Genomic DNA, 13,695 nt, shown 5'->3' with positions numbered 1-13,695 from the left:
TCTAGTTACCTCAAGATGCAGGATTCAGAAGCGGTCTAGCGCGTCGAAGTCAAGGTAAAGATACCAAGGCAAAGGTGTGAAGGAATGGCTTTCCCCTTTCGAACACATTTAACGCAGAAATCGGGGCGCTAGTCGCTTCCCGAAGGGCGAGTTTTCTAGGCTCGCCACCTTTGTTACTGCTTTTTGATGTAGTCGACTAGACCTTCAAAGCAGTGCCGCGATGGCAAACCTAGAAATTCTCGCTGAACAAGCATCTTGAGGTGACTTGAGTATGAAGGCTGCATTCGCAGCCCTTTCGTTTAGGTCAATGGCACCAACAAGCGCCGGATGGCACTACTCAAGCAGGCTAAGACTAATCCAGCACTAACAATGGGTAGTACAAACCACATTTGTGGGTGCAAGTTAAATGTCAGTTCTAAACGCCCCATCACGCCGAACAACGCTAACTCCGCGCCAATTACAGCCAACAATGATGCCACCACCGTCATAACGCCGTACTCATAGACCAAGGTCGCCCGTATCATCTTTTTACTTGCACCCAAGGTACGATAAAGCTTCATCTCCTGTTGGCGCTGCGCGACGCCTAACCTGAGCAGGGTGAAGACGAGTAAAAGACCACTCACCACACCAACCGAAGACAATACAGTCAATGAAGCAGAAACTTGACGCAACAAGCCTTGAACACGATCCACCATGGTACGTAAATCCATGACCGAGACCGTCGGAAACTGACGTGCAATTGCCGGTAAAAATCGACGTTCATCCGCTGGCAGTTTGTAACTCAGCAACCATGTTTGCGGCAAGTCAGCCACCACCGGCTCAGGGAAAATAAAGTAGAAATTCGGGTGCATGTTCCGCCACTCCACTTCCCTTACACTGGTCACTTCAACCTCAAACGGTACACTGTTCACATTAAATGTCAGACGATCGCCCATCCCAACCCCTAGACGCTCTCCAATACCCGCCTCAATGCTGACGCCATGAGTCGCTGTCCACTCCCCCTCCAACAACACATTGTGAGTGGGAATGCCGTCAAACCATGTGAGGTTTAGCTCGCGGCGGCGAGTTTCGTCCGCTTCAGGATAGTCCTTTACCCATTCCGCAATTTCCGTCTCGCCAATATGGGTTAAACGACCACGAATCACGGGATAAGCTTCAGAACGTTCGATATGCGCCTCATCCAGTGCTTGGATATACCCATCTCGCTCCTCGGTTGCGACATTAAGTGCAAAGACATTCGGCGCATCTTGCGGCAATGTTTGTTGCCAATCACTCAACAGTTCGGACTTGAGTAGCCAAATCACGGATAACAGCATCAATGAACACGCCAATGCCGCTAACTGCATAATCGATTGCCAACGCGTACGACGGATACGGCTCAACGCCAACATCAAGGCAGGCCCCATAGCAAAACGCTTCATCCACAGCAAGATAAGATACCCAAGCCCACCGAGTATCAACATCATCGCAACCAATGCCAGTATGACCAGCCACACCAAAGGCTGTGTGCCAAACCAAAGCAACCCGCCCCCAAGTGGGAAAACCAGTAGCCAATAGTCTTTGCGATGAACCACATGTTGTTGAGGCTGCATCACTTCCATCGCTGAGGCACGCAGCAGCCCCAACAAAGGGATCCCCATGGCGGGAATCGCCACAATCAACGCGACAACAATGGCAACAACAGCAGGTAACGCGCCGACACTAGGTAGCGTTTCTGGCAACAGGTGCGTTAACGGCAAGCGCAATGCCCACTCCAAACCGGCACCCAGTAAAATGCCGATCACCGAACCCATTAACAACAAGAAAACACTTTGTCCTAAAAGCCAATTCCGAATCCAAATTCGACTCGCGCCTAGGCTCTTAAGCATCGCAATAATGGGACGACGCGACGAAGAAAAGTACTGGCAAGTCAACGCCAAGGTCGCGGATGCCATAATGACCACTAACACTAAGCTCAATGAGAGATATTGCTTTGCTCTCACCAGAAGATCCGCAGTGCGACCTTCGGTCTCCTCACTCAGCCAACGCCTGCCTGGCTCTGGGGGATAAACCGCTTCAAGACCCGCAAGGCGACTATCATCACCACGGAAATAGGCCCGATAGGACACCCGTCCCCCGAGCTGAACCGCCCCCGTCGCCGCGACATCTTCGCTATGGATTAAAATGGCTGACATCTGATTGAAAGGATTGAAAGAGAGCTCAGGGTCAAAACTGATTTCACCACTGACTTGTAAACGGGCATCACCGACATCAACCCAATCCCCGATCGTCACGGATAACAAATCAAACAAGCGTGGCTCTAACCAAAGCTCCCCCGGCTTTACTTGAGTTTGTATCTGCTCGCTTTGACCCAACAACTTCAACTCACCACGTAATGGGAAGTTTGACTCAACCGCTTTGACACTCACCAACTGCATACCCTCATCACTGAAGGCCATGGTACGAAAGCGTGTCTGCAAACTGATCTCTGCATCTGATGCACGTGCGGCAACGAGCACGTCTTGTGGTATCACCTTGTTATTGACGAGCACCCTATCGGCCGCTAATACAGCTCGCCCTTGCTGAGTCATGACCGTTTCAATGCGCGAAGCAAGCATCGCTAAGGCACAGACGGTGCCGATGATCAGAGACAGGGCCGCCACGACAGACCACAACTGCCCATGCGCAACTTCTCGCCAACTCCAACGCCACAATAATCCTTTCATGTTATGCCTCCAACGCCTCTTCACGAATGCGTCCACCGGCAACATGAATCACGCGATCACAACGTGCCGCCAAAGCAGGATCGTGTGTCACCAACACCAAGGTCGTTCCATGGTCGCGATTCAGTGCAAAGAGCTTCTCAATGATGGTGGCTGCGGTTTGTTGATCCAGATTGCCCGTTGGTTCGTCAGCAAACAGGACTTTAGGCCGGGTCATAAAAGCGCGAGCTAAAGCCACTCGCTGCTGTTCTCCGCCAGAAAGTTGGGTGGGTAGATGACTTTCTCGGCCTGCTAGCCCGACTTCTGCGAGCAACGCCTTTGCACGTGCTTCATCAACACGCTCACCTTTGATCATCTGTGGTAACACCACATTTTCCAACGCGGTTAAGGTCGGTATTAATAGAAAGCTTTGAAAAACAAACCCGACAGAATGACTTCGCAGTTGCGCTCGCTGCTCACCATCCCATGTTGAGATAGGTTCGCCCAGTAACTCAATACGACCATCGCTAGGCAGATCCAACCCCGCCAGTAGTGTCATCAGCGTTGATTTACCCGCACCAGAAACGCCAACAAAAGCAACACTTTGTCCACTCTCGACCTGAAGCGAAACATCCTGCAAAATAGTGAGCTCTGTTGTGGATGTTGTAACACGTTTCGCAACAGCATCGGCTTTGATAACGGGAGATGTCATGAAGAAATTCCTTTTGTATTTATTGTTGTGTCTGTCTAGCCATAGCCTTTGGGCTGACGCTAAGCTACTTATCGTTGGAGATAGCTTGAGTGCCGGATATCGTATGCAAGCCAACGAAAGCTGGCCCTATCTTCTTGATAGTAAATTAGACCCACAAGGGATCACTGTGATCAATGCCAGTATCTCAGGTGACACCACGGGCAATGGCGCCGCACGGTTACCCGAGTTACTCAGCAAGCACCAACCTGACTTCGTCTTTATCGGTCTAGGTGCTAACGATGGCTTACGCGGTTTCAATCCCGCGGTAACGCAAAAACAGCTTACTCAAATGATCGAGGATAGCTTAGCCATTGATGCTGATGTTTTCTTAATGCAAGTCAGAGTGCCACCAAATTACGGCAAACGCTATAGCGACAGATTTGAAAAAATGTATCCAAAATTGAGTGACAAGTTTGATATCCCGCTTGTTCCCTTCTTTCTGGAACACGTCATCATTAACAATGAATGGATGATGGATGATGGCTTGCATCCCAACGCTGATGCCCAACCTTTTATTGCTCAATTCGTCTACGACGAAATTCACCCGCACTTGTCAAAGTAAGGATACGACATGTCTCGATCGATTCTCATCACTGGTTGTTCAACAGGCATTGGCTATGCCTGCGCCCACGCACTCCAAAAGGCTGGGTATCAAGTCATCGCCTCTTGTCGCCAGCAAGCCGATGTCGATAGGCTTATTTCAGAGGGACTAACCTGCCTACAACTGGATCTCGCGAGCAGTGAAAGTATTGCCAACGCAGTGGAAGAAGTGCGCGGCATGACGGAAGGCAAACTCTACGGCTTGTTTAACAATGGGGCATATGGTCAACCGGGGGCGATTGAAGACTTATCCACTGACGCCCTACGAGAGCAGTTTGAAACTAACTTCTTTGGCTGGCATCAACTGACCACCGCGGTACTGCCGATGATGCGCGATCGTGGCGAGGGTCGCATTGTTCAAAATAGCTCAGTACTCGGTTTTGTCGCACTGCGTTATCGAGGTGCCTATAACGCCAGCAAATTTGCTATCGAAGGTTGGAGCGATACACTGCGACTAGAATTAATGGGCAGCAATATCCATATCAGTCTCATCGAACCCGGCCCTATTGAATCTGCATTTCGCAAGAATGCCCTCACGGCAATCAAAAAGCACATCGATATAGAGAACAGCGTACACAGCGCAGAGTATGCCGATCAGTTAGCCCGATTGGGCAAAGAGGATGTGACCAGCAAATATACCTTACCCGCTGAAGCTATTGTCGCCCCACTGCGAGACGCACTGGAAAACCCACGTCCTAAAGCGCGCTACCGCGTGACCACGCCGACTAAAATCAGTGCCGTTTTAAAACGACTCCTACCAACACGCCGTTTAGATGCCATCTTGTATAACAACGACTAATAGTTCAAATGCCTTAAAGGGTTAATCAGCATTATTTTTGCGAGCCATTACACGTTCAGCCAAACGGTAATGGCTTTATAAAACGCAACAAATTTAACCACCCAGTAACACCAAGTCATTCAAACGTGCCGATAATGTCACCTCTAACTGATAAAAATGCCAGCTTTACCTAAAAATGACAAAGAAACAGCCAAAACAGATTAACTTGTCATAATAGTGTCATCTTACATCGTTATTGTGATCCAAGTAGCCTAGGTATAGTCATTTGATATACGGGCATTATGAAACTAGACTAACATCGTCTTTTCATCTTAGAACTTGTACCAAAAAGAAGTAAGAACAAAGGTCACTATATGTCATTGCGCCAAATTAATTTTATCTGTCTCGGCATTGCGCTGGCACTGCTGCTGACATTTTAGTTTTGAAGTTCCCCCCGAAAAGAGAGTGCATTCGCACTCTCTTTTTGTTTGTTTCGCTTGAAACTTTTCCTCACTACCCCCATAAATGGCTGTAAGAATGCAAAGGAACCGACACATGAACAGCCTTCAAACAGTTGCAATCACCGAACAAAATATCGCTCAAGTTATCGAACAATCGATGCAACAACCTGTTGTCATCAACTTCTGGGCGGCTTCCGTACCAGAATCCATTGAAGTCAATCAACTACTGGAAAAGATCGTCGCAGGCTATCCCGGTCTCGTCACCCTTGCCACTCTGGACTGCGAAGAACAGATGATGGTCGCGCAGCAGTTTGGCGTGCGCAGCTTGCCAACAATTGCGGTCTTTAAACAAGGTCAACCAGCCGATGGCATTGCTGGGCCTCAGACAGAAGAGAGTTTACGTGAGCTGCTAAGTCGCCATCTGCCCAACGAAAATGAACTGGCATTTAACGAAGCGAACGCGCTCGCTGAACAGGGCGACTTCCAGCAAGCGATCACTATCTATCGCCGAATTCTGCCTGCACTCCCACAAGATAGCCTCGTCGCACTGGCGTTGATTAATGCTCTTCTCGAAACACAGCAAATCGATGAAGCTGAAACACTACTCGCCACGATTCCAATGCAGGATCAGCAAACTGAATACCGAGCACTGCACTCTAAGCTTGAGCTCCTTAAACAGGCAGGTAACAGCCCAGAGATTCAGCAACTGGAAGCCAAGTTGAGTCAATCGCCGGATGATGAAGCCATTCGTTATGAGTTGGCGGTGCAATATCATCAAGTCAATCGCAATGAAGACGCACTCGAGCTATTGATGGGTTCGCTTCGCAAAGACCTCAATGCCCAAGATGGCCAAGTGAAAAAAGTCTTTATGGATATAGTGACTGCATTAGGGCAAGGTAATCCAATTGCAAATCAATACCGTCGTCAACTGTATACATTACTGTACTGATTGCGAACCGTGTCGCTTTCAAACCCGCTAATGATAGGCGTGACATTGAAAACACTTTATATTGATTAAGTCGTGTTCTCTGTCTCTTGCTGTACACAACATAGGGCACAAGTTTCAATGAACAAAGGTGCCCTTTTTGTTGTCTGCTTTTCGGTAGCAGACAAAATAATGACACGCCTTTGAGTTCAACATAACACCACTCGACTTATGGAGTAAGTATGGAGTACGCAAGTTACATCACCATCGGAATTCTCATCGTTGTTGCACTTTCAACCATAGTTAGTGCAGTAAAAACAGTCCCACAGGGCTATAACTGGACGGTAGAACGCTTCGGGCGCTACACCTCAACCCTACGCCCAGGTTTAAACCTCATTGTGCCTTTCATCGATCGTATTGGTAACCGTATCAATATGATGGAGCGGGTTCTCGATATCCCGGCACAAGAAGTCATCTCCAAAGACAACGCTAGCGTAACGATCGATGCAGTCTGTTTCGTACAAGTTGTCGATGCTGCAAAAGCGGCCTATGAAGTAAACCAAATCGAGCACGCGATTCGTAACCTCACCCTCACCAATATCCGTACAGTACTGGGTTCAATGGAACTTGATGAGATGCTGTCACAACGTGACACCATTAACTCTCGCCTGCTGACCATCGTAGATGAAGCGACCAACCCTTGGGGCGTGAAAGTCACCCGTATAGAGATCAAAGATGTGCAACCACCAGCGGATCTCACCGCGGCGATGAATGCTCAGATGAAAGCAGAGCGGAATAAGCGTGCCGAAGTACTTGAAGCAGAGGGTGTACGTCAAGCCGAAATCCTGAAAGCAGAAGGCCAGAAGCAATCTGAGATCTTGAGAGCTGAAGGTGACAAGCAGAGTGCTATTCTACAAGCAGAAGCCCGCGAGCGTGCCGCAGAAGCAGAAGCGCGCGCAACAGCAATGGTTTCAAAAGCGATTGCGCAAGGTGACCGTCAAGCGATTAACTACTTCGTTGCACAAGGCTACACCGATGCACTGAAGACCATTGGCCAAGCAGAGAACAGCAAAGTTGTGATGATGCCACTTGAGGCAAGTAACCTACTGGGTTCTGTTGCAGGTATTGCAGAGATCTTCAAGGCAAGTAAAGAAACACCAAAGGCTGACCAAGATGTTTGAGACCTTTAGCGCCTGGCACTGGGTCATCATTGGCCTAGCGCTACTCGGTTTAGAACTCACAGGCACGGCTGGTTATCTGATGTGGATGGGCATCTCTGCATTGGTGGTCGCTTTGATCAGTGCACTGCTACCTATCTCTTGGCAACTAGAAGCGATTTGCTTTGTCGGTATTGCGCTCTTTACCACTTGGATATGGTGGCGCTACCAACATCGTAGTGATGTAAAAGAAGATGCGAGTAGTACGCTCAATAAGCGGATGGATCAGTTGATTGGTCAATCAGTGGAGCTCCACGAAGATATCAACGTGGGGAATTGCCGCATTAAATTGGGCGATACCTATTGGAGTGCGATCAGTGACGGCAAGTATAGTGCAGGTACACGCCTGATCATTAAGGATGTCGATGGTACTAAGCTTATCCTCGCCAAACCAACGCCAGTTGAAAGCGCAGAGTAAGCGATAATCAAAGCGAAACAACAAAGGCCACATCGCGTGGCCTTTTTCTTTTGAGCTCCTCGCGTTACCTCATTCCTCAATGACCACACGGTTTACCTGAGAGTACCACCTCATTATCGCTGAGCGCAGACAAGATCGGGCACTGTGGTGAGCCATCACCAGGGCATTGTTGCGTCAGTGCTTGTAAGGTGGTTCGCATCGCTTCGAGCTCGTGTATGCGTTCATCAATCTCTGACAGCTTATCGAGCGCATGTTGCTTAACGTCAGCACTACTGCGCTGGGGATCGCGAGATAGCGACAATAAAGCGCGACACTCATCGAGGCTAAATCCGACCAACTTGGCGCGCTTGATAAGTGATAGTTCAGCAACGTGACTTTCATGGTAGGCGCGATAGCCATTTTCTGCTCGCTCAGGTGCTGTTATCAACGCCTTTTGCTCATAAAAGCGAATCGTTTTTGTCGTCAGTCCTGTGCGTTTCGCCACTTCACTGATATTCATGCTTGACCTTACATTAACTGGAACCTTTATACTCAGCCTATCCTAATCTTCGGGTGAATACCATGCACTATCAACTGCCGCTCGCCGGGCTCAACTGCCAGCGATGCGTAAACAAAGTCTCTGCTGCACTTCGTGATCGCGACGATGTGCAAACATTTGACGTGAGTAAGACTCAACTCTCCGTACAAGGTGGCATACCTCAAACACAATTAATCGCCTTGATCGAATCGCTAGGATTTGCCGTGCCACGCAAGCAAACCCAACATTTCACACTCACAGGGTTAAACTGTGGCCGATGCATTGCAAAAGTCACCGCACTTTTCGATAACCAAGACGATATCAGCGACCTATCTGTCACTAAGGAAAGCCTTGAGTTAACCACCTCTCTCACAGAATCAGAGATCATTGATAAGGTCACGACTGCGGGATTCGGTATTCAACCCAAAGATAAAAAAGCATCCTGTTGTGCAAGCAAACATCCTGACCAATCTCCGAATTCAACAACTGTTCTGACAACCTCAGAAACGCCTCAAGCCACACCCGTTGAAAGCGCGCCCCGCTCAACAGTAGTGAAAACGGATACGCCTGCACAGCAATACCACCTACTCGTCAATAACATGACATGTGCCAGCTGCGTTGCGTCCGTAGAACGTACCTTGACATCTCAACCCCATGTGGCCAACGCCAGTGTCAGTCTTGCAGAACATAGTGCGACGGTATCCACCCATGATGTTGAACAGGTACTGGCTGCACTTGATGAAGCTGGCTATCCTGCGCAAATTGTTATGTCGGAGCAAGAACGGCGTGACACGCTCGCTCAACAGACACAGCAAAAGCAGCGTCGCCACCTCAAAGATACCGCGATAGCGCTGGGCTTAGGTGCGCCAATGATGCTGTACGGGATGTTGGGAGGCTCCATGATGATCACCTCAACCGAACTGCAAATCGGTTGGGGCTTAGCAGGCATCGCCACCTTGATCATGCTGCTCACTGCAGGTCGAGACTTTTTTCTCAACGCGTGGATCGCACTAAAGCATAAACGTGCCACGATGGATTCGCTCGTCGCCTTGGGGACTGGCGCTGCGTGGCTTTATTCGATGATTGTTGTCATTGTTCCATTGGCGTTTCCAGAGCAAGCGCGCCATGTCTATTTTGAAGCATCAGCCATGATCATTGGCCTCATCTCTCTTGGCCATGCCATCGAAACGCGGGCAAAACGTCGCTCATCACAAGCGCTGGAAAAGCTCATCGACTTACAGCCACCCGAAGCTATCGTGCTCGACAACGGGGTTGAACGCCCAACCCCACTCGATGAGATTCAAAGCGGTATGTTGGTGCGTTTAAAGCCAGGGGAAATCGTCGCATTAGATGGCATAGTCACAGAGGGAGACAGTTATCTTGACGAATCTCTGCTCACTGGCGAACCCATGCCGGTCAATAAACAGTCTGGGGATCAGGTTCATGCAGGCACGCAAAACCAACAAGGAAGCTTGATCTATCGCGTTACCGCAACAGGACAAGCCACCATGCTGGCAAAGATCATTGACATGGTACGTTTGGCACAAAACTCCAAACCGGCCTTGGCTCGCCTCGTTGACAAAATAGCCGCCGTGTTTGTGCCGATTGTCATAGCGATTGCGCTGCTAACGGCCTTGATCTGGGGTTTGATTGGGCCAGATCCAAAAATCAGCTACATGTTGGTCACGGCGACGACGGTATTGATCATTGCTTGCCCCTGTGCTCTTGGCCTCGCTACACCAATGTCTCTCAATATCGGCGTTGGTCGTGCCGCAGAATTGGGGATCTTAGTCCGCGATGCCGCAGCACTGCAGCTTATGACGGATACCGATACCCTGGTGCTCGATAAGACAGGTACCATTACCCAAGGCCAACCCGCACTCACACACTTTGACGTATCCCCAACCAGCCCCTTTGACAAGCATGCGTTGCTGTCTGGCATTGCCAGTATTGAAGCCTTATCTGAACACCCGCTTGCGAAGCCAATGTCTCAAGCAAGTCCTTCTCGTCAACCGGTCAGCCACTTCACTGCCCATCCCGGGCTGGGTGTTTCAGGCATCATTGAAGGACAATGTTGGCACATCGGCAACCAGCAACTTATGACACGCCATGAGGTAGATACAATGGCGTTTGCAGAGACCTTTACCCAGTTTGCTAATGAAGGTGCCACCCCAGTCTTTGTTGCCATCGACAATCAACTGGTTGCGATGGTCGGGATCAGTGATCCCTTGCGTGATGACAGCGCAGAGGCGATAAAGCGCTTTAAAGCCATGGGCAAACAGGTTGTGATGCTGACGGGTGACAACGCCCACACGGCAAAAGCAATTGCCGAGCAAACAGGCATTGATGAAGTCATTGCCGGTGTCATGCCTGAACAAAAAGCCGCAGTGATTAATGACCTCGTCAAGCAAGGACGAAAGGTGATTATGGTCGGTGATGGTATCAATGATGCGCCCGCGCTTGCTGCCGCCAATGTCAGCATTGCCATGGGCTCGGGTAGCGACATCGCCAAAGAGAGTGCCCATTTCATTTTGATGCGCCACTCCCTACTGGCCGCGGCAGATACCATCGAGATCGCCAAAGCGACACTCAAGAACATGCATCAAAACCTGTTTGGTGCCTTTATCTACAACACGATAGGCATTCCCGTTGCAGCAGGTATTCTTTACCCGATCACAGGGACATTACTCAACCCCATGATAGCAGGCGCTGCAATGGCACTCTCTTCCATTACTGTGGTGAGCAATGCTAACCGATTGAGGTTATTTAGCACCTCCAAAAGCTAAGTTAAACCGTTAGCTTGAAAACAAAAACACCCGCGAAATGCGGGTGCTTTGAATAAATTCATCAAGACAATAAGTTTTCAAGAGGCATTCAGACCAGATATGAACCTTTATTTAACGTAAAGACAAATAGCCACTCACCTTGTCTCGCACGCTAAATAAGTCGGTTCCTAACAACGTCACATTAAGCTTTATCAATAATAGCCAGCGCGTTTAATATCTGCTTCGATGTGCGATTATCTTTAAATAGTAAAATACCCTTGGCAACAAACTTGAATTTATTGAGTAACTTACCAATTCGCTTCAGCTCTAACCACGCCTTGTCACTCATTGCGCTTTGCCACTCACGCAACCCGGCCAACTTATCTTGCTCGCTGATCGTCGGTAAACGGCACAAGTCCATCAACAACAGAAACATGTCACGAGCCATAAGCTGAGGATGATTACCGATTGTGGACTCTTCAAAGTCAATCAATGTCAGTGAACCATCCTCATTCAATAACATATCACGCATAGCAGGACGGCCATGCACAACATGGTTTCGATGCAATCGTGTAAAAAGCGCGAACACCTTCTGACCGAGGTCGTGAGGCACTTCTTCTGGTTTCAAGCTGTTGAGTGTTCGTCCAGCGTCCGTTGTGACGTAGAAACGGTCTGAAGATGTCACCACCGTCGGCACCGCCACACCTTTATCCGCTAAGGTCGACATCACATCAATTTCACGTGACAAACGATGCTGCGGCGACTGCACCGCATTGGTCTTAAAAAACTGCATTAACTCAAACTGAGCAAGCCAAGCTGAGAAGCGACGAATAACATTGTATTTATCTTCCCCACAGACTTTTATCCAAAACTTCTTATCTTCGATAACAATTGGATAAACACCTGCAGGTTGAGAGTCGGCTAATTGATCACAAGCAACCGATAATTCCTGCTGGTTCATAAGGCATTCATATTAATTTCATATTTGAACACACAGTATTGAAAGCAGAAAAAATGCGCAAGAAAGTTTACGCAATAAAATCAAAAGAAATATAAAGAAAGGTAAATTGAGATGAGATTCGATGATCAAATGTAAATAGTAAATATATTATTTACGCAAAGACTCACAATTATTAACAAACACCACTTTAAACACTTGATGAAAATTAAAATAACACATTTATCGATTATATGAATGATTAATCACAAACTTGCGCATTGCCGACTCAATTAGGTTAAATTTCTGATTCCCTATGGCATCATATACTCAAACCACCTCAAGATGCTTGTTCAGCGAGAGTTTCTAGGCTTGTCAACAAGACACTGTTTTGAAGATCTAGTGGACTAAATCAAAAAACAGTAACGACGATGGCGAGCCTAGAAAACTCGCCCTTCGGGAAGCAACTAGCGCCCCGATTTCTGCGTTAAAGGTGCTTGAAAGGGAAAGCCATTCCTTCACACCTTCGCCTTGAACTCGACGCGCTAGGCCGCTTCTGAATCCTGCATCTTGAGGTGGTTTGAGTATAGACTTCAAGATGTTTGAGTATATATTTGCTTGGGACCTTAACGACCATGATCATCTGGATAAAACGACTTCTCACCTCTGCGCTGTTGGCCTTTCCTTTTGTTAGCCCTCTTTCGGCCGCTTCATCACCCACCTTATGGCTAGCGAATTCTGAAAGCTCTACGTTTCTCCTAATGGGGTCCGTGCATGTTGGTCGCCCTGACATGTATCCATTGCCACAAGAAATCCATGACGCAATGGCACGCAAGTACAGCCTTGTCGTTGAAGCGGATATTTTGTCGGGTATTGTTGACCAAGGCCGCTACACGGGGCCCAAAACAAGCCAAGCGCTTTCAGCGCAACAGCTCGAATCTTTACGTGAGTTAGCATCAAGCCTGCAGATTCCTTTTCCAATGCTTTTACGCAGCCCACCTTGGCAAGTCGCATTGCAGTTACAATTTATGCAAGCGATGAAAATGGGCCTAATGCCACAATGGGGGGTCGATCTGACTCTGTTAAAACAAGCCCAAAAGAAAAATATCCCTATTATCGAGCTGGAGAGTGTCGACTATCAAATGCAACTACTCAAGTCACTACCTGACCACGGCGTACCACTCTTGGTCAATACAATCGATGAGTGGCATCTCGCTGAAAAAGCCATGGCCTGTATTGTCGAAGCATGGAGTGCGGGAGACCTTAGTGCCTTTGATGAACTACTCGCGGCTTCTTCTATAGATAAGGCAACAGATGACGCACTGATTTTTCAGCGCAATCGAAATTGGGCTGAAAAAATTGCTACAGAGTTCCCTGCGGGGGATTACCTTGTGGTCGTCGGTATGATGCACATGGTTGGCCCTAAAGGGCTACCCGCGCTGCTTGAAAAACGGGGTTTCTCGGTCCGCGAAATCTCAGCGCAGCAAAAAGTCGACTGTATAGACGCTTTACTCTAGCCCCCGCTATTTCCCTTCATTGATGCACGGCGTTTTCTGCGCCGTTTTCTCTCCTCTAGTACATACAAACGTGGTGACAAAACCACATTGTTAAAATAATTCACAAAAATCATTTGAAAATGAGAATG

General features: G+C 48.4%; 11 protein-coding genes. 7 read left to right on the top strand and 4 right to left on the bottom strand.

What is annotated here, in order from left to right:
* Positions 1–299: 299 nt before the first annotated feature.
* The gene (locus TSUB_RS04645) at positions 300–2,705 is read right to left on the bottom strand and encodes an ABC transporter permease (protein ID WP_202819755.1); all 2,406 of its coding nucleotides are present in this window, start codon (positions 2,703–2,705) and stop codon (positions 300–302) included.
* Position 2,706: 1 nt separating this feature from the next.
* Positions 2,707–3,393 (bottom strand): ABC transporter ATP-binding protein, encoded by a 687-nt coding sequence (locus tag TSUB_RS04640; protein WP_087021344.1) that lies wholly within the window; start codon positions 3,391–3,393, stop codon positions 2,707–2,709.
* Between TSUB_RS04640 and TSUB_RS04635 the strand changes: the two genes are divergently transcribed.
* The 5 genes from TSUB_RS04635 (at position 3,392) to TSUB_RS04615 (ending at position 7,831) form a co-directional block, all read left to right on the top strand.
* Positions 3,392–3,994 carry an arylesterase gene (locus TSUB_RS04635; RefSeq protein WP_087021347.1) on the top strand — a complete coding sequence of 201 codons (603 nt, stop codon included), beginning with the start codon at positions 3,392–3,394 and terminating at the stop codon, positions 3,992–3,994. The genes TSUB_RS04640 and TSUB_RS04635 overlap by 2 nt on opposite strands.
* 9 nt (positions 3,995–4,003) lie before the next feature.
* Positions 4,004–4,831 carry an SDR family oxidoreductase gene (locus TSUB_RS04630; protein WP_087021350.1) on the top strand — a complete coding sequence of 276 codons (828 nt, stop codon included), beginning with the start codon at positions 4,004–4,006 and terminating at the stop codon, positions 4,829–4,831.
* Between the two features lie 534 nt (positions 4,832–5,365).
* Positions 5,366–6,220 carry a thioredoxin family protein gene (locus tag TSUB_RS04625; protein WP_087021356.1) on the top strand — a complete coding sequence of 285 codons (855 nt, stop codon included), beginning with the start codon at positions 5,366–5,368 and terminating at the stop codon, positions 6,218–6,220.
* Positions 6,221–6,438: 218 nt separating this feature from the next.
* Positions 6,439–7,377, top strand: a complete 939-nt coding sequence (locus TSUB_RS04620; protein ID WP_087021359.1) for an SPFH domain-containing protein — start codon at positions 6,439–6,441, stop codon at positions 7,375–7,377.
* Positions 7,370–7,831 carry an NfeD family protein gene (locus TSUB_RS04615; protein WP_087021362.1) on the top strand — a complete coding sequence of 154 codons (462 nt, stop codon included), beginning with the start codon at positions 7,370–7,372 and terminating at the stop codon, positions 7,829–7,831. The genes TSUB_RS04620 and TSUB_RS04615 overlap by 8 nt, the downstream gene beginning before the upstream one ends.
* A gap of 76 nt (positions 7,832–7,907) precedes the next feature.
* Here the strand turns inward: TSUB_RS04615 and cueR are convergent, their stop codons facing one another.
* Positions 7,908–8,330: a Cu(I)-responsive transcriptional regulator gene (cueR, locus tag TSUB_RS04610; protein ID WP_087021365.1), complete on the bottom strand. Its 423-nt coding sequence runs from the start codon at positions 8,328–8,330 to the stop codon at positions 7,908–7,910.
* Between the two features lie 62 nt (positions 8,331–8,392).
* On the opposite strand from cueR, the gene TSUB_RS04605 reads away from it, so the two are divergent.
* Positions 8,393–11,134 carry a cation transporter gene (locus TSUB_RS04605; protein WP_087021368.1) on the top strand — a complete coding sequence of 914 codons (2,742 nt, stop codon included), beginning with the start codon at positions 8,393–8,395 and terminating at the stop codon, positions 11,132–11,134.
* A gap of 181 nt (positions 11,135–11,315) precedes the next feature.
* On the opposite strand, the gene TSUB_RS04600 is transcribed toward TSUB_RS04605, so the two are convergent.
* Positions 11,316–12,074, bottom strand: coding sequence for a BUD32 family EKC/KEOPS complex subunit (locus tag TSUB_RS04600; protein WP_087021371.1), 759 nt, complete (start codon positions 12,072–12,074; stop codon positions 11,316–11,318).
* 611 nt (positions 12,075–12,685) lie between these two features.
* On the opposite strand from TSUB_RS04600, the gene TSUB_RS04595 reads away from it, so the two are divergent.
* Entirely contained in the window at positions 12,686–13,567 is an 882-nt protein-coding gene (locus TSUB_RS04595; protein ID WP_087021373.1) for a TraB/GumN family protein, read from the top strand.
* Positions 13,568–13,695: the final 128 nt, after the last annotated feature.

The sequence above is a fragment of the Thaumasiovibrio subtropicus genome (assembly GCF_019703835.1).
Lineage (GTDB): Bacteria > Pseudomonadota > Gammaproteobacteria > Enterobacterales > Vibrionaceae > Thaumasiovibrio > Thaumasiovibrio subtropicus.
This window is presented reverse-complemented; position numbering and strand designations above follow the sequence as displayed.

Bases quoted from the DNA above. Each gene is read 5' to 3' on its own strand.
- TSUB_RS04645 (WP_202819755.1), bottom strand. From the start codon at position 2,705: ATGAAAGGATTATTGTGGCGTTGGAGTTGGCGAGAAGTTGCGCATGGG.
- TSUB_RS04635 (WP_087021347.1), top strand. From the start codon at position 3,392: ATGAAGAAATTCCTTTTGTATTTATTGTTGTGTCTGTCTAGCCATAGC.
- TSUB_RS04640 (WP_087021344.1), bottom strand. From the start codon at position 3,393: ATGACATCTCCCGTTATCAAAGCCGATGCTGTTGCGAAACGTGTTACA.
- TSUB_RS04630 (WP_087021350.1), top strand. From the start codon at position 4,004: ATGTCTCGATCGATTCTCATCACTGGTTGTTCAACAGGCATTGGCTAT.
- TSUB_RS04625 (WP_087021356.1), top strand. From the start codon at position 5,366: ATGAACAGCCTTCAAACAGTTGCAATCACCGAACAAAATATCGCTCAA.
- TSUB_RS04620 (WP_087021359.1), top strand. From the start codon at position 6,439: ATGGAGTACGCAAGTTACATCACCATCGGAATTCTCATCGTTGTTGCA.
- TSUB_RS04615 (WP_087021362.1), top strand. From the start codon at position 7,370: ATGTTTGAGACCTTTAGCGCCTGGCACTGGGTCATCATTGGCCTAGCG.
- cueR (WP_087021365.1), bottom strand. From the start codon at position 8,330: ATGAATATCAGTGAAGTGGCGAAACGCACAGGACTGACGACAAAAACG.
- TSUB_RS04605 (WP_087021368.1), top strand. From the start codon at position 8,393: ATGCACTATCAACTGCCGCTCGCCGGGCTCAACTGCCAGCGATGCGTA.
- TSUB_RS04600 (WP_087021371.1), bottom strand. From the start codon at position 12,074: ATGAACCAGCAGGAATTATCGGTTGCTTGTGATCAATTAGCCGACTCT.
- TSUB_RS04595 (WP_087021373.1), top strand. From the start codon at position 12,686: ATGATCATCTGGATAAAACGACTTCTCACCTCTGCGCTGTTGGCCTTT.